Consider the following 21,225-nt stretch of genomic DNA (forward strand, 5'->3'; position numbering starts at 1 on the left):
CCAGCGTCGTAGACAACCTGCGACGCAGGACTGGTGATGCGACGGGTGCTCTGGTCGGCAAGATTTCCCACGGAAAACTCCTTCACGTACCCCCGACGACGTTCAAGCCTACGCGACAGACCGCTCCAACGTTGCGTGCGGACGGCGTTCAGTCATTTGAGGGAGTTTGGGCCTCGCAGGCAAGGAGGTCATCCAAGACCCCTTCCGCAAAGTGGCCGCCGCACATCCCAGTGCAAGCGAACCCATTCGCAGGGGCATGCATAAATTTACACATCCACTGCTGTTGGGAGCGGTTTGACATGTGTTTGCTTTGGCGCCATATGCAGGGATTCAGCGCCTTGCCGAAATCATGCGTCCCTGGGCCGGCATGGGTCGCGAGGCGTTCTTGAAAGTGATCTCGTGAGGGAGTGAACATGAGTGCGATTGGAAGAGTATTCTCACTGTCTGTAGTCATGGCTTTCTTCGTAGTGCCCGCGGCCCATGCCGCCATCGGCGATCGTTGCAGCCCGCAGATCTCGCACAATGGCGTGGCGAACGCGGTGTGCGGCGGTGTCTGCGCGCAATATGGGATGGGTTTCACGGGAAACTGGAGTAACGACCCCAATCATCCCCCCGTGAGGTCATGTATCGACTCGGGCGGAGGTCAGGCCGTATGTGGCTGCGCTATCACCATGCCCTCCCAGGACAGCATGTCGATAGCGCCGGCGATCCACCATTTTGACGCCGCCACGCCTCTGCGCATGCCGGTCGGATTGAAGACGACCTGCATGCAAGGTCCCGATTCGCTGAACCGCAGCGCGGTCTGCCCCGTCGTCATGGTGAACGGTCTGCATTTCTGGGCACACAGCTACAACGACAACAGGTTCGGAATGGCCTTGGTGGCCTATGATTCCAGTGGCAACGTCGTGGGGATCATCGAAAGGACGGGGGCGCGCTATGTCTGGGACATCGCGTTGGATGGCGCGAACCAGACCGTGATCCTCAAGGGGCAGGCGAGCCAGACCATCTCGGTGAGGTGGCGAGACCTGATCATCCCCCAGATGTCCGGTTCGACGACGGCCAACTACGTGATCTGGCCAACCGCCACCAGTGGCTATGCGTCGTGGACGAACGGCGCGGCGAACTACGGCTACGCCGCCCCTTACGGGACGGGGTCCAACCAGCTCCTCGATCCCTATGTGGAGCACGCCGCTGGCAAACAGTTGTGCGAGGAGAAGCAGAAGCCCTGGTTCGACTTCGTGCCCCCGACGCTGGCCGCGCCTGCGTCAACCGTCACGTGTATCGCGCCTCCCACGCCGGGGCAGTCCACGTACAACGCGGCGATGAATGCGCTGTTGAACGCAGCCGTCAACAATCACGGACTGATGGCCGATTTGCGCACGGCCACGACAGACGCGCTGCTCATCCAGGTGGCGGCCCGCTGGGGGTACACGATTACGAATGCGGACATCGCACAGAGCAGGGATCATTCCGCCATGGCGAGCCGCGCCGTTTCTTCCGAGGAGATGGCCGCCGCGTCGACCGATTCCGCGAGCTGTGGTGGCGTCAATCAGCGTCCGTGCTCGGTGTGCGCACAGGAAGTGTGTGTCTACTGGCCGTTCAACTTCTGCTGCATCAAGGAGACCTGCTCCTGCGAGCGGTACACCTCCTCGTGCGCGGCGGGCTTGCATCTCGACGGCAATGGCCTCTGCCAGGAGCCTTGCCCGTCTGGGCTCGCGACCGACAGCGCCGGTTCCTGTCCGACGACTTGCCCTGCCAATCAGATCTGCAAGGACTTCCGCGTCTTCGTCGAATACAACGACAATGGCACCAAGAGCAATGGTGTGTGTGAGTCCTGGCTGCCAAGGTCGGACTGTGCCAAGGGCATTCCCAGCACAGCGCTCGCCGCATACGAGGTGATCTTCAAGGATGGGCGCGCCTACTACAAGTCAACCAACACGCTGGTTCAAACGTGGAGTGGAAATTCGCAGAGAGAAATGCTGTACGTCATCGACGCCAGGGACAACAAGATCTACATGGTCAATGTGGAGGGGCGCTTCATCCAGGTGCGCGGAACGGCCAATTGTGTCGGAGACACCCGGCCGTCGGGTGCATCGACCGGCGACTGTAACAAGCCGAGGCTGACCACCCATGCCGGCATCTTGATGGGCTCGTTCGCGGGATTGCCGACGCCCAACTCGCAACCTGGCGAGACGGTCATGCAGAAAATCAACGTCATTGGCGCGGGAACAATCCAGGTGAACAATGGTGAAATCCAATGGATCACCAATGACAGCGGGCACTTCACGCCGAGCCAGCAAAACTTGATGAATAGCATTGCCCACATCAAGACCGCTGGGTTCCCGAATTTCCCTCCTCGCGGCGATTGTGCGTATGACCTCAAGCCGGTTCCGGGCAAGACCGGGGTCTATCGCCAGGACGCGCTCACGGGGAGTCATTGTGAATTGTGACCCCCGCGCGCCGGGGCAGTAGTCCGAAACGCAGTCACTCACAGGACTGAGCATCAGGCCCGCGAAGGTCGGGCGGGGCTTCTCCAGGCCCCGCCCGGCCTGAATTGTCGCAGGCTGGTGCATCAGCGAGGTCAGCGGCAGAGGGATGTGGCGGTTCGAGCATCAACACCACGCGCCCTCAGCCCCCTCCCGCCAGGGACAGGCACACTTGCCGCCAGCGGCTCAGCCGAGGTCCGCGGACGACACGAGTGCGTCGAGCTGATCCATCGTCGCGCGCATGCCGTGCTCCATGCCTGACGCGAGGACAGCCTCCCGCACCTCTTTCGACGGATACTGCTCACGTGAGACCAGGTGTGTCTTGCCTTCACGTTCATCGAAGGTGACGGTGATGATGACCGAACCCGCGTCCGCCATCGGCTCGAAGACCTGCGTGTACACGAGCCGAGAAGGCGGAGTGATTTCGGTGTACTGGCCGGAGAAGGCCGCCTCACTGCCGTCCGGATTGCGCAACACATAGCGGTAGGCGCCGCCAACGCGCACGTCGGCCTCGCAGCTCACCATGGTGACGCAGAGCGCCTTGGGTGCCCACCAACGCTTCACCAGGTCCGCGCGCGTCCACGCGTCGAACACGATGCGCGCAGGCGCATTGAACTTGCGAGAAATGACGATGGTGCGGTCCGACTCCAACTCCATTGAGGTAAGGCTCATCGCTTCATCCCTTCTTCTTTCGAGCATGGCGCTGCGCGGTTTCCGTGTCCTCTGCCTTGAGTTCCTCGATGACCGAGTCGAGCTGTCCCAGACGCTCGTCCCAGACATCGAGGTAGCGCTCCAGCCATGCGCTCAGCTCGCGCAACGGCTCGGGCCGCAGTCCGTAGAGGCGCTGTTGGGCACGCGCCTCCACATCCACCAGCCCGGCTTCCTTCAGAACGCGCAGGTGCTTCGACACCTGCGGCTGGTTCAGGTGCAGCGCTTCTCCAATGGCCCCCACCGAGCGGGCCCCTCCCAGCAGGTACTCCACGATGCGAAGGCGGTTCGGGTCGGCGAGCGCCGTGAAGGTCTCAATCACGAGGGCATATATTCCCGATGGGACATATTCCCGTCAAGGAATATTGCAACGACCATGGGCATGAGGGCGGAGGTGCCTCATGAGGCAGGGAGCGAAAGGGCTCCCTTCCTGCGGGCATCCACTCAGTCGGCGACCAAGGTCATGCAGACACTTTGACGCGGCGCCCCACCCAACCCTTGTCAAGCTTTCCGACATACCTCCCCAGGGTGACTGACAGATTTTCAGTCCCAGGGTTATTGGACATGGATATCCTCACACACACCCTACGGGGTTGCCTGACAAGGAGAGGCGGATGTTCAACCCGGCAGACTTCAACGCTCGCGAGCTCATGGTTCGGGAGAGGGTCATAGAAGACCTCTACAGCTCGCTGTCCATTCCGATGGTCCTCGAAGCCAGTCAAGCGTCGATTCGCGAGCTCGTCCAGGCCGACTCCCATGCGCTGTGCCTCATGCGCACTGAGCCCTCGCTCGACTTCCGATGGCATGTCCCCGGCCACCGCCTCCCAATACTCGAGGGGTACGCCGACATCATCAAACATGACTTCTTCCGGGACCCCATCATCGCCCGGCCCGGCGTGCCCATCTGCGATACGCAGCTTCTCTCTCGCAGGGAGTACGAACGAACCCTCATCTACCAACGAAGCCTGGAGCTGGCTCCACGCTTCGAACACATCATGGCCGCGCTGGTCCCCATCCGCCCCGGCCTCGTCGGCGCCCTCGCGTTCTACCGCCACGAACGACAGCCCTTCGACGCCAAGAGCAACACCGCCCTCACCAGCCTCATCCGGCACATGTCCCAATCCCTGGCCAACTGCCAAGTCTATCAAGACATGACGGCCGGAGCCCAACTGCTCCAAGAGCTCTATCAACGCAAGGACTCCGCATTGATTCTCTGGGAACCCCCGTCACGCGAGGTGTTCCGCTCCCCGCACGCCACCATCCTGCTGGAGCGCTGGTTCAGCCCTTCGGACCTCCACGCCTCCGGGCTCCCTCTCGTCTTCCACGAGAAGTTGGACGCCCTGGTTCGAATGGACGCGGACGCGCGGCTCGGGAAGACCCTCTGGGTCAACAACCATCCGGATGGCTACCGCACGTGCCGGTTCATCGAGCTGCCCGCCGGTGACGGCCCCCGCCAGTGGGCCCTCCTGCTGAACGAGTTTCCCCACGCCATTCCGCTTCCCTTGCACATGCAGCAGGCGCTCACGTCCCGCGAACTCGACATCGCGAGGGGCGTGCTTCGCAACTGGTCCAACGGGCAGATCGCCGATGATCTCAAGATCTCGGGCGAGACGGTGAAGACCCACGTGCGCAACATCTTCGAAAAGCTGGGCGTCGACAGCCGCACCGACTTCCTCTACCAGGTCGCCCACCTCAACAGACCAGTGTGAAGCGGCATGCGGCCCCTCGCAAGGAAGGGAAGTACAGCGAGGGACCGCATGCGAAGACACCTCCCGAGAGCCATGGCTCGGACGGGAGGTGCCGCCCTGCTTGAGTGCAAGCGTCTCTACCTCACGACAGGGCTGCCGGAGGCGCCGTCCTCACGGAAGATGCACGGGTAGACGCTCCGGGCGACGCGGGCGGAGAAGAGGATGGCCTCCTGGTCCTCCTGCTCCGTCAGCCCAGCGAAGATCCGAGCCATCTCCGCCACGTGGTCTCCGTCCAGGGCCCCGTGGCTGCGCAGGAACGTCACGGACTTGTGGATGTTGGGAATGGCGGCCGCCGCCCTCAGGCGCTCGGCCCACACGCCCGCCCGCGTCTGCGACAAGTACTCCAGCACGTACGCGGTCCCCAACGCCGCGGTCGGCACGCCCGCGCGGGACGTGAAGAAGTTCCACCCCGTATAGGCATCCACCGCCGGGCACCGCGCCGCCGCTTCCACGAACGCCTCCGAGCACCCCAGGTTCTTCAGGTCCGACAGCAACCACCGTTCGTGCCCCCGCTCCTCCTCCCCCTTCTGGATCAGCAACTCCGCCAGCTCCGGATGCCGGCCCAGCCGCCTCAGCCGCACACCCGCCTCGCCGAGGATCGGCGTGCTCCAGCGAGCGTAGTGGAAGGTCTGGACGAGGTAGTGGATGTAGCCCGCCTTGTCGAGGGTGCCCTCCAAGAGGCGGCGGGCGTCGTCCCGCGCATCCACCGCCGCCACCAGCCCGCGGGCCTCCTCGTCCAGCGTCGCCAGCCAATTCGTCCCCACGTGATTCTCAGTCTGTGCGTGCACGTACGTCTCCTGTCCGGTGCCCGTGAGGCTCCCGGTCACTGCGTGTTGAAGGTGTAAGGAAGGAACCGCCCTGGCCAAGGCGGCGAGACTCAGGCCGTTCTCCAGCGCGTGGAAACGCGCCACGGAGTCCGTCGGAACTTCATCAAGCGAAGTGATGAAGCGCACTGCACATCATCGGTACCCTCCTGGTAGCGAAGCGGCCCCATGTCTCGCCGCCCTCAAACATTCTTTCGTCGCAGGAGACTCAAGTTCGAATGCGGCATCGATGAAGCCAGGCGTCCTGTCATGGGGCGAAGGTCCATGCTGCCCGCGTCCACAGAGACCCTCCCCGCGCGACCCCGTCCTGGCACGTTCCGTCCAGGCGCAAGCTCCGTCACGAAACCGAGGGCACACAAGCCCCCCTACGTCCGAGCGAAGCCGAGTCAACCCATCCACCCCTGGGGTATCGTCCGCGTGAGCAATTGCCCCAACCCAATGGCTGACTCCGAAAGCCCCACAAAATCATACGCGCACAACGGCCGCACCGGGCCTGTCGGCGCGAAGTGTTGTATCAAAAAGCCATTCACACTATACAGCCATGGCTTTCCCATCTGAAGCCAACCTCACTTGGAGTCCCTCATGAGAACAAAGCTGGCTGCCACCGTGTTCGGTCTTGCTTCGCTGTTCGCCACGCCCGCGGCCCTGGCGGCCGGGGATCTGTCCCCGGTTCAGGACTGGAATTGCGACGGGGCGATCAATTCCTACGACCTGTTTCTCTATGAAACCAATATCTGGCGCCGAGGAATGCCGTCGTGGCCCCTTGGCGGCAACGGACAGCCCATCTTCGATCGAAATGGCGGATGCAATGCCTGTCACGAAAGCATGGCACCGGGTCCACAGGAGGACCTCGAGGACAACGAGCTGTTGGTGCCGTTTGGTGTGGTGACGGTTCCAAAGTGTGTCTGAGCTCCAGGGGGCAGGCCGCATGCCACGCAAAGAAAAATCGCGTCATGCCGCAATGACTTGAGGACCTACGTCTCGCGTCATTGTCCACGACAGAGACAGACAGCAAGATGCCTCCGCCGCTCTGTCTCGTCGTGCCCTCCCCAAGGAAAGTCCGAATGACCGCCTCGAAGCCACGACCCAGTTGGGTCTCGCGGCAGCCACGCGCCCATGCGCTGGCGCTGCTCGTGACCGTCCTGCTCGCGCTGCCCACGGCCGTGCGCGCCCAGCCGACGTTCACGCTGTTCGCCCCCACCTCCACCCCAGCCGTCCCCTCTGTCACCAACGACTCCGCCCCGGTGGAGCTGGGGGTGAAGTTCCAGTCCGACATCGAAGGAGACATCCTCGGCATCCGCTTCTACAAGGGCACGGCCAACACCGGCACCCACGTGGGAAGTCTCTGGAGCGCCGCTGGCGTGCGCCTCGCCTTCGCCACCTTCACCGGCGAGACGGCCTCCGGCTGGCAGGAGGTGATGTTCTCCGCGCCCGTGCGCATCAGCGCCAACACCACGTACGTCGCCTCGTACCACGCCCCCGTCGGCGCCTATGGCTTCACCAGCGCGGGACTGGCCTCGGCCGTGGACTCCCCGCCCCTCCACGCGCTGTCGGGCGCCACCAGCGGCGGCAACGGCGTCTTCACCTACGGCGCGGCGGGCTCCTTCCCCAACAGCAGCTTCGGCGACTCCAACTACTGGGTGGATGTCGTCTTCCGCCCGGCCGAGCCCGTCACCCTGTGGCCCGCCACCGCCACGCCCGCCGTCGCCTCCGTCACCAATGACTCCGCCCCCGTGGAGCTGGGCGTGAAGTTCAAGACGAGCGTGAGCGGCAACGTGCTGGGCGTGCGCTTCTACAAGGGCGCGGCCAACACCGGCACCCACGTGGGCAGCCTGTGGAGCGCCAACGGGCAGCGCCTGGCCTTCGCCACCTTCACCTCCGAGACCGCCACGGGCTGGCAGGAGGTGACGTTCGCCTCTCCCGTCGCCATCGCCGCCAACACCACGTACGTCGCCTCGTACCACGCCCCCGTCGGCGCGTACGCCTTCGACGACAGTGGCCTCGCCAGTGGACAGGACACCCCGCCCCTCTTCGCGCTGCCCGGCAGCACCAGCGGAGGCAACGGCGTCTTCACTTACGGCGCCGCGGGCTCCTTCCCCGTCAACAGCTTTGGCAACGCCAACTACTGGGTAGACGTCGTCTTCCAGGCCACCGGCGCAGTGCCACCGGTGCAGCCCCCGGGCAACACCTTCCGCATCTTCGCCCCCACCGCCACGCCCGGCACCCCCACCACCCCGGACACCGCTGCCATCGAGCTGGGCGTGAAGTTCCGCGCGGACGTGGACGGACAAGTGACGGGCGTGCGCTTCTACAAGGGCAGCGGCAACAACGGCACCCACGTGGGCAATCTGTGGAGCGCCACGGGCCAGCCGCTCGCCACCGCCACCTTCACCAACGAGACGGCCGTCGGCTGGCAGGAGGTGACATTCGCCTCCCCCGTCGCCATCACCGCCGGAACCACCTACGTGGCGTCATACTTCGCGCCCCTGGGCGGCTACTCGTTCGACAGCACCGGCCTGGCCACCGGTGTGGCCGCCCCGCCACTGCACGCCCTGCCCGGCGCCACCACTGCGGGCGGCAACGGCGTCTTCACCTATGCCTCCACGTCCACGTTCCCCAACGGCAGCCACCAGAACGCCAACTACTGGGTGGACGTCGTCTTCGAGACCTACGGACCGCCGCCCCGTCCGGGCGTCCACGGCGCGGGCCCCGTGCTGGTGGCCACCGCGCCCGGAAACCCCTTCACCGACTACCTGCGCGAAATCCTGGAGGCCGAGGGCATCGCCGCCTTCGCTACCACCGATGCCGGGAACCTGGGCGGCTCCGTCTCCCTCAATGACTACAAGGTGCTGGTGCTCGGAGAGCAGACGCTGAGCACGGCCCAGGTGACGCTCATCACGAACTGGGTCACCGCCGGCGGCAGCCTCATCGCCCTGCGACCCGCGGCGAACCTCCAGTCGCTGCTCGGACTCAATGCCGCTCAGGGCACGCAGGCCAATGGCTACATCCGGGTGAACGACACCCAGGCCCCGGGCACGGGCATCACCGCGGAGACGATGCAGTACCACGGGCTCGCGGACAGGCGCACCGTCGCCACCGGCACGCGCACCGTCGCCACGCTCTACTCGGATGCCACCACCGCGACGACGTTCACCGCCGTCAGCCAGCGCACCGTGGGCAGCGGCACCGCCACCGCCTTCATGTATGACCTGGCGAAGTCCGTCATCTATACGCGGCAGGGCAACCCGGCATGGCAGGGACAGAACCGGGACGGCTCCTCCATTGGCCCGGGCGCGCGCGCCAGCGACATGTTCTACGGCAACGCGTCCTTCGACCCGCAGCCGGACTGGGTGAACCTGGCCAAGGTCCAGATTCCCCAAGCGGACGAGCAGCAACGCCTGCTCGCCAACGTGCTGCACCAGACGAGCACCACGCCGCTGCCGCGCCTCTGGTACTTCCCCAACGCCAACAAGGCCGTCGTGGTGATGACGGGCGACGGACATCCGGGTGGCGCGTCCGCCCAACGCTGGAACCAGTACCTCGCGGACAGCCCCGCCGGTTGCAGCGTGGACGACTGGGAGTGCATCCGAGGCACCATCTACGACTACGTGGGTGGACTGAGCGCCACCCAGGCCAACACCTACGTGGCCCAGGGGTTCGAGTACGCCCTGCACATCAACACCGGCTGCGCGGACTACACGGCCAACACGCTGGACCCGAACTTCTTCACGCCGCAGCTCGCCAGCTTCGCGTCCGCCTTCCCCGCCGTCCCCGCGCCCGTCACCCACCGCATGCACTGCATCGCGTTCAGCGACTGGTCCACCCAGCCCAAGGTGTCACGGCGACACGGCATCCGCCTGGACACCAACTACTACTACTGGCCTGACTACTGGGTGCAGGACCGCCCGGGCATGTTCACCGGCTCTGGTCTGGCCATGCGCTTCGCGGACCTGGACGGAACTCCGCTGGATGTCTACCAGCTCGCCACGCAGATGACGGACGAGTCTGGCCAGTCCTATCCGCTGCACATCGACACGCTGCTGAGCAACGCGCTGGGCCCCAAGGGCTACTACGGTGCCTTCAACGCCAACATGCACGTCGACTCGCAGCCGTCGGCGGGCGCGTCCGGTTCCGCCGCCATCATCGCGTCCGCCAAGCGTGACGGGGTGCCCGTCATCACCGCGAAGCAGCTCCTGGAGTGGCTCGATGCCCGCGAGGCCACCCAGGTGTCCACCGTGGCCTTCACAGGAACGGTGCTCACCTTCAACCTCACGAGCCCCGCGCGCAACCTGTCCCTCATGGTGCCCACCCGCACCACGACGGGCCGCACGCTGCTGTCCGTCACCCGCGCGGGCGCCGCCGTGACGACGGTGACGCGCACCATCAAGGGCGTGGACTTCGCCTTCATCGACGGTGCCCTGGGCGGCACATACACCGCCACGTACAACTGAGTCGCTCGCGCCCTTCAAGGCGCGTCCACTTCCGGGGCCCGGCGCGGAGCATTCGCGCCAGGCCCCGTTTCATTTCACCAGGAGGAAGCGCGAACCAAGCCCATGGTCCGCGAGCAGCAACGGGGTTGGATTCGAAGCCCTACGCCGGGCCGAGGCCTCCGTCACCACGCCAGCAGGAACGGCACCCGGTCCACCCGCGGAGGCTTCCGAATGACGGCGGTAGCGCTAGGCGGCGAGACTCAGCCCCTGCTCCAGCGTGCGGAACCTCGTCACGGACTCCGCCGGAACTTCATCGAGTGCCATCACGAGCGGCAGCGTGAACCACTGGAAGTACGTGTCATAGAGAGGCTCTGCGATGAAGCGCGCCCCCATCGTCCTGGCGAAGAGCGCGGGCGCGCGGGGCAGCCGCAGTGCGTCCAACAACCCCCGCGCCGCCTGCGCCCGCTCCTCCGGCGTGTAGTAGGGACTGCGGGACTGCACCGGGGCCTGCTGCGGGTCAGACACGGCGACACGCCAGTGCGGACTCACCCATCCCCGGCGGGCCGCCACCTGCCAGGAAAGGTGCGCGTCCACGGGAGAGTCCGTCTCCAGGTTCGCGGACGCAATCCAGTGCGTCACCCCGCGCCGCCGGCTCTCCGCGAACATGCCCGCCTGCAGCCACGTCACGGCCTCCGAGCGCCGCCACTTCGGCAACACGCAGAAGCGCGAGGGCTCCGCGAACACCCGTCCTGGCTGGAGCAGACCCGAGAGGTCCACTCGCTGCTCCATCTCGAGCCCCACCTTCCCCCCCAGGTTCGCCGCCACCTCCGCGTTGGGCAACGCCACACGCATGGTCGCCACCGGCTCATCGCCGGCGTAGACGAGCACGTGCACCGTGGTGTCGAGCGTGTCGACGCAGGTCACCTCCCGCCGAGTCAGCGCGGACTGCTCGGACAGCAACCCCAGCTCTCCGCCGAAGACCGCCCAGCGGATGCGCGCCACGTCATCGAGCTCCCGCTGGGTGGATGCGACACGCCAGCTCCAGCGCAAGTGCCTGCACGTCATGAGTACTCTCCTGGTAGCGAAGCGGCCCCATGTCTCGCCGCCCTCACACGTTCTTTCGTCGCAGGAGGCTCGAGTTCGAATGAGGCCTCGACATGTGACGAGGAGGACTCCGAGGACTTGCTGAGGGTGGAGTTCATCCTCGGCCGAGGAAAACGTGGGCAGTTGGATTGCCGCTCAGGCACGTCAGCACGCCCCCTGCGGAGGGAACTCGGCCATTTCACTGCTTCCGCAGGGCGAGGACGGACTGGTGTCTCCGGTCACCAGTTGCTGTCCCGAAGCACCAGGCGAAGTCGCGTGGGCGCAGCCTCGGCGCGGCGCACCTCCGAGAAAATCCAACCACTTGGGATTGGAGCAGAAGCTGGCACAGCCCATGCTCTTTGGGAGAAGCAGAAGTCACCGAGGGCCGGACAAACTCCCGTCCTTCCATCCAAATCCCGCAGATTCATTCTCTGACCTCGTACCGCTTCTAGCGACGCGGCATCCCCTGGACCCGGAATGACACCGGGTCCAGGGCGTCCTCGCTTCAGGGGCTCGGTGCCGCCGTCGTGGGCTGGGTTTGGGGCTTCACCGCGGGCCCCCTCCAGCAGGTGGTAGCGGCGCACGGGCCGGTCGCCCCTGTTGCGATGGATGTCACCGTGGCGCTCATGACGCGGGCACGACGCTTGTCATCTCGGCCCTGCTCTCCGCCCGGCACTTTCGCCATGCATCTTCAGCCTCCCCGTGGAGAACCTGAAGCGGGGTTGGAACTCGAAGTACCAGCCCCGTATCGGCACTTCAGCGGACATTGCACGTCGGTCTCGCCGTGAGCGCGGCCCCCCGGGTCAACCGCGCTGGCTACCGTCAACGTCGTCGGGGTCCGCATGGACGCTCGCGCCACCCATTCCGACGCCTCCAGCGCCGGCACCTCCTTCGCCGCCCGCACCACCACCGCCTCGACCACCGCCTTTGTCTCCGCCCTTCCCTCCTCCGCCGGCGCTGGGGCGCAAGGGGCCCTGGTCGGGAATCGCGAGCCCTTGGGGAATGGGCTCGAGGTCGAGCGCCTTTCGAATGAAATCGCGCAGCGACACGACCAGCCGCGCGGTGCCCACCTTGCGCCCGGCGACCATGTCCGCGGCAGCCTCGGCGGCGAGCCGCACCTGGTCCTCGGTGCCGAGCAGCATCACATCCGACAGCGCCGCCTCGACCGCATCGCGCGTGCGCCGACGGCGTTCGAGCGCCGGATGGTCGAGCGGCGACGCGAGCACGAGGCCCGGGTCGGGCTCTTGAGTGAGGGGCTCGCCGGCCGCGAGCCGACGACGCAGGTCGCCCAGGTGGGTCGGGTCCACGACCAGCTCCCCGGTGAACGAGCCGCCGAGCGTCTTGTAGGCGGAGATCAGCGTCTTCAGCCGCTCGTTGATCTGACGGTTCTCACGTTCGCGCCGGCGCTGCACGGTCTGCATCACCAGCAGGCGGATGCTGACGACGACCATGGACACCAGCACGAGGCTGGTCAGCGTCGCCAAGAGGCCACGCCAGGAAGTGAAGTCGAGAGCGCTCATCATCGACGCGACGATAGCGCGTCCTTCTCGATGCGCCCTGCGTTAGTGCCAGGTGCCCACGCCGAAGCCCCAGGCGAAGTAGAGGCGCGACACATCCGCGAAGCCGCTGATGCGCCACGAGGTGTCAGGCGACATCAGGCCGAAGACGGACCACTGGAACAGCCGCACCTCCGCGCTGGCGGTACCATGCAAGCGTGGCCCGACGGTGTCGAAGCGGCTCGGCTCCAGGTAGCTGCCCGCGCGCAGTTGCAGCCGGTTCTCGATGGGCTCCAGCTCAACTCCGATGCGAGGTGAAATCGAGAGACGCCGCCCCGAGCGCTCCAGCCGCTGCGACAGGAACGAATCGAAGCCAATGGCATTCGACACCGCGCCGCTGAGCAGCACCGAACCGGTCAGCAGCAACTTCGAGCGCGGCAGCTCCTTGAAGCGTTCCGCGCGGTCCGGGCCCCACGGAATCTGGAGGGGGCGGGCGCCGAACTGCCACGCGACGCCCGCTTCAATCTCCCAGGGGAGCCGGACGGAGGCAGGCAGGTAGAGACCGGCGACCATCACGTTACCGGCATCATCCGCGGTGGCTGGCCCACCTGGCGTGAGGCTTCCCTTGACGGGCGCTCGGAGGGACAGCGCGGCGCGCAGCGGCAGGTGCATGGGCGTCCAGATTGCCCCCGCCTCCAGGTTGGTGCCCAGCATGTCGGCGAGCGCGTTGCTCACGTCCTGGGCGGTGTTGATGTTCAGGGCGACCGTGCGCAGCCCCACGCCCACCACCAGCTCTTCCTCGAAGAAGTTACGAGCGAGCTGAAGCTGGAAGCGGGTCATGCCCAGGTTGAGAATCTGTCCGTTCACGTCTTGGCCCAGGACGTAGCTCTGCACCGACGCGACGGCGCCCAGCCCCCAGGGGCCCCACTGGATGAGTCCCCCCAATTGGGCGAAGACGAATTCGTCCTTGGCGAAGCCCACCGAGCCGTTGTTGTCGAAGTCGGTGTCACGCAGCGAGCTGGGAAAGGTGAAGGCCAGCGACACGTCGTAGTCCACGTGCTTCGACGAATAGAGCGAACGAACTGCTGGAGCGGCGGTGTTGACGCTGAGGCCCTCCACGCCCTCGGCGATGGGCGCATAGGCGCCGGCCAGGCCCGTCACCCGCACCGGCGCCAGCACCGGGCCTTGGTACACGTCGATGGCGTAGTTCGAACCGGTCAGCGGCGGGTTGTCCGCGAGCGCGCCCCCACTGGAGGCCAGCACGGCCACGGTGACGAACCAGACGAGGGAAGACGCGCGAGGAGGGAGCATGGCCGTACAAGTCCCGTGAGGATACATGGCCAAGGGTGCTTGTTCGCCGCGCGGTGGCGCACTTTGGCGGCACCTGTCCGAAAGTGGCGCCGGGTCGAGCGGAGGGGTGGTGAGCCGCACCCCGAGCCTTGGGGTACGGCGTGCTGAAGCCCGGGACTCCGTCACGCGCCCATCACGCCGCGTCGATATCTTCCACACGTTGTCGCGGGAACAAGCATCTGTGTTTGTGAAAGGCCCACGGCACCAGGGCGGACATGACGTTCGAACACCCAATTCCAGGAGCAAGAATGTTTTTCAAGCAAGTGACTGCTGCAGGCGCGGTGCTGCTGTTCACGGCCTGTGGCCCAGAGGCGTCCACGGGCCCCGCCGTGGTGGAGCTGGATTCGCAAACACAGAGCGGCCCCTGCGAGGGCTGCGATCCGCTGGGCGACAGTGCGGAGAGTCTCGTCAACGGGATCTTCTGGCCCATTCCCACCTACACCGGGCCGTATATCTTGTTTTACGAGGACAATTTTTGCACCGGCGACAGCTTCGCCGCGGCCGTGACTCCCGACCCTCTCGTGGCGCCAAGCAATCCCATCCTCATCCCGGACGAGTCCTCCCACCGGATTGGCCTTGCGGGATGGAAGAACGACGAGGCTCGCTCGATGAAGCTCATCCGGTGGCCAGCCGGCGTGCGCGTTCGCGTCTGCGACAGCCCCAGTTGCGCGACCAACGACGACTGGACGGACTATCGCTTCAAGGTATACACGCCCGAGCAGTGCATCCACACGTTCGAGCCGCTCCCGCCCTATTATGACCCGGAGTATGGCTGGGTGACGACCACCCAACACCTCAGCCCCTTCCGAGACACGTATTGGCATTACGTCAACGGCCTTGACGGCAAGGTGTCCAAGATTCTTATCGAATCGAATCCGTAGGCCGCCTGATGGCGCTGCACCGGCACTGCGGGAGCGCCTTGAGAACACGTGGGGCCCCGATCGGGGCCCCAAAGAAGGCTACTCCTGAAACAACTGGGTGAGCTTCGCGATGGCGCCCGGAAGCCCCCGCACGCGCAGCCGGCTGCCGCTCTCGTCGTACGCCTGGGACACCACCGTGGTGTGCTCGTACACCTCCCGGATGTGCCCTTGCCGGGCGTAGGGAATCACCAGGTCGGCCTCCACCATCGAAGCCTCGAAGAAGGCGATGATGTTCTTGCGCAGCATCGCCACGTCGTCCGGCAGGTGCGCGGAGAGCATCAAGGCATCCGGGTGACTCGCGAGCAGCGCTTCCTTCTCCGCGGCGTCCAGCCGGTCCGCCTTGTTGAAGAGCAGCTTGCTGGGGACGGCGTCCGCGCCGATGTCCCGGAGCACTGTGCGGGTCACCTCGAGCTGCGCGGCCCACGTGGGGTCCGACGAATCCACCACGTACAACAGCAGTGACGCCTCCAGGGCCTCGTCCAGCGTGGAGCGGAAGGACGCGACCAGGTCGTGCGGCAGCTTCTGGATGAAGCCCACCGTGTCGGAGACCAGGATGCGCGGACGGGTCTCCGGCTGCATCGCGCGGACCGTGGTGTCGAGCGTGGCGAAGAGCTGGTCCGCGACCAGCACCGTGCTGCCCGTCAACGCATGCATCAACGAGGACTTGCCCGCGTTCGTGTAGCCCACCAGCGCCACCCGCAGCAGGTCCCTTCGCGCGTAGCGGCGGTGGTCCTGGTCCTTCTGGATGGCCGCCAGTCCCTCGCGCAGCTCCGCCAGCCGGTCACGAATCTTGCGGCGGTCCAGTTCCAGCGCGGAGTCACCCGAGCCACGCCCCTGCTGCCGCTCGCGGCCTCCCGTGGATTCGCGCAGTCGGGGGGCCAGGTAGTTGAGCCGGGCGATCTCCACCTGCATCCGCGCTTCGTGGCTCTTCGCGTGCCGGTGGAAGATGTCGACAATCACGCCCGCGCGGTCCAGCACCATCGCGCGGGTGGCCTTCTCCAGGTTGCGAAGCTGGCCAGGCGACAGCTCGTGGTCCACGACCACCACGGTGGGCCGAGGCCCCGCCGTGACATCGTCTTCTTCCGAAGGCGCGGACAGCAACGCCTCCTCCGACTCCCCGTCTTCGGCCTCCTCTTCGTCGGCCTCGACCTCGGAGTCGGCCTCCGTGTCGGCGGCGGCCTCCCACTTCTCACGGGCCTTCGACATCCGGTCGCTCGCGCCGGAGGTAATCACGCCCGGGCCCCCCGTGAGGGCCGCCAGCTCCTTGAGCTTGCCTGTCCCCAGCACGGTACCCGTGGCCAGCCGCGTCCGCTTCTGGGACACGGTCGCCACCGTGTCATACCCCAGCGTGTGCACCAGCCGGCGCAGCTCCGCGAAGTCCGCGGCGTGCTCGACGTCGGAGACGCCCGGAAGCTGGACACCGACGAGGACGGCACGCAGACGCTCAGGGAGGGTGGATATCGCCATGCGCACGCTCGTAGCACGTCGGGCCGTCCCGTGACGGGGCGAGTCCACGTCCCCGGCCCCCTTCCCGGTCCAGGCGACACCTTGCCCGGATGGGGAGGGGGCAGGAATGCCGGAGGCGGACCTCCCAGGCAGGGTAGACTCCCGCGCCCTCGCGCCACCCAAGGCTCCCATCCCATGACATTTGCTTCGCTCGGCCTATCGGACGCGCTCACCCGCGCAGTGGCTGGACTCGGATACGACGAACCCACGCCCGTGCAGCGCGCGACCATCCCCGTGGTCCTGCGAGGTGGCGATGTCTGGGCTTCGGCGAAGACGGGCTCGGGGAAGACTGCCGCCTTCCTGCTGCCCATCCTGGAAGCCCTGCGGGCACGTCCCGGCGGGTCGGTCCGGCCGGTGCGGGCCTTCATCCTGGTTCCCACGCGGGAGCTCGCCGCGCAGATCGTCGATTCCATCCAGCGGTATGGCCAACATCTGACGAAGCCGTTGAAGACCTGCCTCGCGGTCGGTGGCGTCTCCGCCAACCCCCAGATGATGGCGCTGCGAGGCGGCGCGGACGTCGTCGTGGCCACGCCCGGCCGCGCGCTGGACCTGGTGAATCAGAACGCGCTCCGGCTGGACGAGGTGGAGACGCTGGTGCTCGACGAGGCCGACCGGCTGTTCTCGTTGGGCTTCGCCGATGAGCTCAACAGCCTGCTGGCGCTGCTGCCCGAGCGCCGGCAGAACCTGTTGTTCTCCGCCACCTTCCCGCCCGCGGTGAGGAAGTTCGCGGAGCAACTGCTGCACGAGCCCACGCGCATCGACGTCGATGACGGGGAGCTGCCCTCGACAGAGTTCATCCTCCAGCGGGCCCTCCGGGTGGATGTTCCCCGGCGCACGATGCTGCTGCGGCACCTGCTGGAAACCCATGCGTGGAGCCATGTGCTCACGTTCGTGGCCAGCCGCTACACGGCGGACCATGTCGCGATGAAGCTGAACCGCGCCGGCATCGCCGCGACGTCCCTGCACGGAGAACTCAGCCAGGGGGCGCGCACGCAGGCGCTCGCGGACTTCAAGGCGAAGCGCGTGCGCGTGCTCGTGGCCACGGATGTCGCCGCTCGCGGCCTGGACATCGCGCAGCTCCCAGCGGTCGTGAACTACGACCTGCCCCGCTCCACCGTGGACTACGTGCATCGCATTGGCCGCACCGGGCGCGCGGGCGACACGGGCGTGGCCATCAGCTTCGTCAGCGCGAACACCGAAGCCCACTTCCGGCTCATCGAGAAACGCCACCAGCTCGACATCCCGCGCGAACAGGTGCCGGGCTTCGAGCCGACAGAAGAGGCCGCCACGGCCCCGCCGCCCCTGGATCCGAACGGCGGAGTGAAGGGCCGGCGCAAGAGCAAGAAGGACAAGCTGCGCGAAGCCGCTGCTGCCGCCGCCACGCAGCCTCCAAAGCGAAAGCCGTAGCGACCGTCAACGAAGCGGCCCCCTGCCCTCCCTGGGCGCGCGCGTCGCCTGAACGAAATACCGACGAGGGCGCAGTCACCGGAGGGCGAAGCCAGTAGCGTGTCCGGAGTCCCACGAGGCCCCGGCCCCGTGGACCTGGACTGGAGGACCACCCCGTGCGTCGAGATGTCGCCGTGCTGCTGGAGAACGCCCCGCCGCGGCGCCGGGCCTTGTCAGAGGCGGCGTTCGTGTTCCTCGCCGTCCTCGGGCCCTCGGCGGCGGGCCACGCGGGTCGAGTCGTCCTGGCTGTATTCGCGGCCGCGCTGCTCGCCTGGGGACTCGCCCTGCTGCGCCCCTGGGAGGCGTCGCGCGCGGGTGCCTGGCTGGGCGTCCTGGGGCTCCTGGTGGCGCTGGGCGGCACAGGCGCGGGCGCATGGGTCGCCACCGCGGCGGAGCAGGAGAAGGGCTTCTCCCTGTCCATGGCCCCCCTGTGCCTCCGCGCCCTGGGGATGATTCTGCTGGTGGCGGTGCTGCTGTGGCGCGACGACCAAGGACCCGCGCAGGTAGGACTGGTGCGCGAGGGCTGGGCGAAGGAGCTGCTGCTCGGCGTGCCGGTGCTCGTCGCCACCTACGCGGTGCACATCGCCGCGTCGGTGCCCCTGGCAGCCGTCGCCGTGGCGTTGAAGCTGGCCGACAAGGAGCTGCTGGCGCGCAAGAGCGTGGCCACCGCGCTCCTGGACACCGGTCTGGGGGTGGCCGCCTTCGCGGCCATCATGGTGGTGGTGACAGGCTTCGAGGAGTTCGTCTTCCGAGGCTTCCTCGTGCCCCGCCTGCGCGTGGTGCTGGGCCGCTGGGTGCCCGCGGTGCTGGTCGCGGCCGTGCTGTTCGCCGTGGGCCACTTCTACGAAGGCACGCTCGCCGTCTTCCAGACTTTCGTCATGGGGGCCTGGTTCGGGTTCGTCTTCTGGTTCCGAGGGCGCCTGCTGCCGCTCGTCGTCGCGCACGCGGCCTTCAACACCATCAGCTTCACGCTGGTGATGTACCTGTCGAAGTCAGGCTTCCTGGACAAGCAGCCGCCGCTTTGACGGCGAGCCAGCCGGAGTGCCTCCCATCGCGAGCCCACGAGGTGTAGGGTGCGCGAGTGCGGCTCAACGACGGCTATGTGTATCGCGAGAAGCTCGGAAGCCGACCGGGCAGCAGCGCGCTCGCTCACATGACGGACAAGTATCGTCACTCCTCGGAGGAGGAGTGGCGGGTACGCTTCGCCCGAGGCGAGGTGCGACTCGACGACGTCACCGCCGACGGCTCGGAGCCGCTGAGGCCGGGGCAGTGGCTGTGCTGGCACCGCCCCCCGTGGGAAGAGGCGGACACGCCGCAGTCTTTCGAGCGCGTGTACGAGGACGCGGAGTTGGTCGTCGTGGTGAAGCCGAGCGGGCTGCCAACCCTCCCCTCGGGCGGATTCCTGAAGAACACCCTGCTCTCGTTCGTCCAGGAGCGATGGCCCGAGGCGGTCCCCATGCACCGGCTGGGACGCGCGACGTCGGGGCTCGTGCTCTTCACCCGCACCCGCGACGCGGCCGCGCGCCTGGCGAGTGATTGGCGCGAGGGCCGCGTGCACAAGCGCTACCGCGCGCTCTCCCAGGGACTTGCGGCCCAGGAGACCTACGACATCCGCGCGCCCATCGGATTGGTGCCCCATCCGCGGCTGGGCGAAGTCCATGGCGCCACTGCGAGGGGAAAGCCCTCACACAGCACGGCCCGGGTGTTGGAGCGGCGCAGCGAGCACACCCTCTTCGAGGTGGACATCCACACCGGGCGCTCGGAGCAGATCCGCATCCACCTCGCCTTCATCGGCCACCCGCTCGTGGGGGACCCGCTCTTCGCCGTGGGCGGCCTGCCGCTGGCGGAGGACCCTGGCCTGCCTGGAGACGGCGGCTATCTGCTGCACGCGGAGTCGCTCACCTTCGTGCACCCACGCTCGGGCGAACAGGTGCAGCTTCAGGCACCGCCCCCGCTCGAGCTCCGCAGCCAGGACTCCCGACGGTAGCGCCCGGACGCATCGCTCGAGCCACGCGAACGCGCCCCCCATGCGTCTTCCACGGAGACTGCGAGAGCTTGGGCCCTGCCCGGACGCTCACCCCACGTCCACGGGGATGGTCTGCATGAAGGGCACCTGGAGGTCCGTGGGGCGCATCAGCTCGGGGCGGCCACCCGGGGTGCCGCCATTCTTGTAGGCGTTGAGCTGACCGTTGATCGTCCACTGTCCCGGCCGGTTGGCGGTTCCCTGGGAGTACTGGATGAAGGGCGTGGCGCCCGTCGGGTCGCCGTGCTTGCCGGTGGGGTGCGAATAGTCGCTGGGCGTGAAGCTCCCCGCCGGCCGCAGGTTCGGGTGCTGCGAGAGGAAGCCGTCCAGCTCCGCCTTGCCGTTCTTCGAGTAGTCCGCGTGGTGGAGGAAGGACAGGTTGTTGTTCTTCGTGTCGTGCAGGGCATGGACGGCGCAGCCGTTGAGCGCGCCCGTCACCACCGTGGTGGGCTCACCCGGACGCGGATGCAGCGGCACCCCCTGGATGCCCGCGAACTTGCCCTCCCCCGTGGAGAGGTAGTGCATGTAGTGCGCCGGGATGCCCTGGCCACCGGCGGGAGAGACAGACAGGTTCGTGTTGCCCTGGTGCTGGTGGGCATTGAGCGTCACCACCGAGTCATTGGCGTTGACGAAGGGCTTCTGGGCGGTGGGGAGGGCCACGCCCTGGGGCGCGCCGCCCGGGAACATGTTGTAGGCGTTCAGGACGTTCTGCCCCGAGTACCCCAGTGGGTTCGCACCGAACGACGAGGTGACGTCCTTGCCTGGCTGCGGCTTGGGCGGGGTGTTCACCTTGCCCGAGGAGGGCTTGCTGCCCTGCGCGTCAAACCCGTCCTTGACCGGGCCCGGCTTGGACGTGGGCTTCGACTCCACCGGCGGAGGAGCGCTCGGCTTGTTCGTGCTGCTCCCAGAGGGAGTGGGGCTCTTGGGCACGGAGGGGCTCTTGAAGCCGCCGAACTTGATGCCTTTCATGGGAGGGATTCCTGTCGTCGATGGGGGTGGGGACTCACCGGGGAAAGCTGACTGAACCCATCAGCAACTCCCGGGCCAGACGCTGAGTCAGCAGGCCCCACGAAGGATTTCCTGTCGATACCCGCGTTTGCGGGACACGGCTGGCGCCAGGGCCTCGCCCGAAGCCGCTCGACCTGGTGACGGGAGTTCGTTCCCTGGTGACTCCCGTCACCACCCACCGGCCGCGGACGCGCGCG

Annotated in this window: 16 protein-coding genes; 8 read left to right on the forward strand and 8 right to left on the reverse strand. The window is 66.8% G+C overall.

Annotated elements, in window-relative coordinates:
- Positions 1-452 precede the first annotated feature (452 nt).
- Positions 453-2,450, forward strand: a complete 1,998-nt coding sequence (locus A176_RS17830) for a hypothetical protein (protein WP_226994359.1) — start codon at positions 453-455, stop codon at positions 2,448-2,450.
- A 222-nt stretch (positions 2,451-2,672) separates the two neighbouring features.
- Here the strand turns inward: A176_RS17830 and A176_RS17835 are convergent, their stop codons facing one another.
- Positions 2,673-3,158 carry an SRPBCC family protein gene (locus tag A176_RS17835; protein WP_275472537.1) on the reverse strand — a complete coding sequence of 162 codons (486 nt, stop codon included), beginning with the start codon at positions 3,156-3,158 and terminating at the stop codon, positions 2,673-2,675.
- Positions 3,159-3,162: 4 nt separating this feature from the next.
- On the reverse strand, positions 3,163-3,516 hold the full coding sequence (locus A176_RS17840) for an ArsR/SmtB family transcription factor (protein ID WP_002637435.1): 354 nt from the start codon (positions 3,514-3,516) through the stop codon (positions 3,163-3,165).
- Between the two features lie 292 nt (positions 3,517-3,808).
- Between A176_RS17840 and A176_RS17845 the strand changes: the two genes are divergently transcribed.
- A complete protein-coding gene (locus A176_RS17845) occupies positions 3,809-4,903 on the forward strand; it encodes a helix-turn-helix transcriptional regulator (protein WP_002637436.1) in 1,095 nt (364 codons plus the stop codon).
- Between the two features lie 116 nt (positions 4,904-5,019).
- Here the strand turns inward: A176_RS17845 and A176_RS17850 are convergent, their stop codons facing one another.
- A complete protein-coding gene (locus tag A176_RS17850) occupies positions 5,020-5,730 on the reverse strand; it encodes an iron-containing redox enzyme family protein (protein ID WP_044890816.1) in 711 nt (236 codons plus the stop codon).
- A gap of 618 nt (positions 5,731-6,348) precedes the next feature.
- Here A176_RS17850 and A176_RS38720 point away from each other — a divergent pair.
- Both A176_RS38720 and A176_RS17855 read left to right on the forward strand, forming a co-directional pair.
- Complete coding sequence (locus tag A176_RS38720) at positions 6,349-6,675, forward strand: hypothetical protein (protein ID WP_144429562.1); 327 nt, start codon at positions 6,349-6,351, stop codon at positions 6,673-6,675.
- Positions 6,676-6,830: 155 nt separating this feature from the next.
- Positions 6,831-10,217, forward strand: a complete 3,387-nt coding sequence (locus A176_RS17855) for a DUF4082 domain-containing protein (protein WP_002637439.1) — start codon at positions 6,831-6,833, stop codon at positions 10,215-10,217.
- Between the two features lie 225 nt (positions 10,218-10,442).
- Here the strand turns inward: A176_RS17855 and A176_RS17860 are convergent, their stop codons facing one another.
- The 3 genes from A176_RS17860 to A176_RS17870 all read right to left on the reverse strand — a co-directional run bounded on the left by A176_RS17860 (position 10,443) and on the right by A176_RS17870 (position 14,086).
- Positions 10,443-11,261, reverse strand: coding sequence for a GNAT family N-acetyltransferase (locus A176_RS17860; RefSeq protein ID WP_002637440.1), 819 nt, complete (start codon positions 11,259-11,261; stop codon positions 10,443-10,445).
- A gap of 821 nt (positions 11,262-12,082) precedes the next feature.
- Positions 12,083-12,763, reverse strand: coding sequence for a hypothetical protein (locus A176_RS17865; RefSeq protein ID WP_002637441.1), 681 nt, complete (start codon positions 12,761-12,763; stop codon positions 12,083-12,085).
- Positions 12,764-12,841: 78 nt separating this feature from the next.
- On the reverse strand, positions 12,842-14,086 hold the full coding sequence (locus A176_RS17870; RefSeq protein WP_002637442.1) for a hypothetical protein: 1,245 nt from the start codon (positions 14,084-14,086) through the stop codon (positions 12,842-12,844).
- Positions 14,087-14,373: 287 nt separating this feature from the next.
- Here A176_RS17870 and A176_RS17875 point away from each other — a divergent pair, with 287 nt between their 5' ends.
- Positions 14,374-15,006, forward strand: a complete 633-nt coding sequence (locus A176_RS17875; RefSeq protein WP_002637443.1) for a hypothetical protein — start codon at positions 14,374-14,376, stop codon at positions 15,004-15,006.
- Between the two features lie 78 nt (positions 15,007-15,084).
- Here the strand turns inward: A176_RS17875 and hflX are convergent, their stop codons facing one another.
- A complete protein-coding gene (gene hflX / locus A176_RS17880) occupies positions 15,085-16,512 on the reverse strand; it encodes a GTPase HflX (RefSeq protein WP_002637444.1) in 1,428 nt (475 codons plus the stop codon).
- Positions 16,513-16,731: 219 nt separating this feature from the next.
- Here hflX and A176_RS17885 point away from each other — a divergent pair, with 219 nt between their 5' ends.
- The 3 genes from A176_RS17885 (at position 16,732) to A176_RS17895 (ending at position 19,984) form a co-directional block, all read left to right on the forward strand.
- Positions 16,732-17,958 (forward strand): DEAD/DEAH box helicase, encoded by a 1,227-nt coding sequence (locus tag A176_RS17885; protein WP_002637445.1) that lies wholly within the window; start codon positions 16,732-16,734, stop codon positions 17,956-17,958.
- 155 nt (positions 17,959-18,113) lie between these two features.
- The gene (locus A176_RS17890) at positions 18,114-19,022 is read left to right on the forward strand and encodes a CPBP family intramembrane glutamic endopeptidase (RefSeq protein WP_002637446.1); all 909 of its coding nucleotides are present in this window, start codon (positions 18,114-18,116) and stop codon (positions 19,020-19,022) included.
- Between the two features lie 56 nt (positions 19,023-19,078).
- Positions 19,079-19,984, forward strand: coding sequence for an RluA family pseudouridine synthase (locus tag A176_RS17895; protein WP_002637447.1), 906 nt, complete (start codon positions 19,079-19,081; stop codon positions 19,982-19,984).
- 87 nt (positions 19,985-20,071) lie between these two features.
- Here the strand turns inward: A176_RS17895 and A176_RS17900 are convergent, their stop codons facing one another.
- Complete coding sequence (locus tag A176_RS17900; RefSeq protein ID WP_002637448.1) at positions 20,072-20,989, reverse strand: hypothetical protein; 918 nt, start codon at positions 20,987-20,989, stop codon at positions 20,072-20,074.
- Positions 20,990-21,225: the final 236 nt, after the last annotated feature.

The sequence above is a fragment of the Myxococcus hansupus genome (assembly GCF_000280925.3).
GTDB classification, from domain to species: Bacteria; Myxococcota; Myxococcia; order Myxococcales; family Myxococcaceae; genus Myxococcus; species Myxococcus hansupus.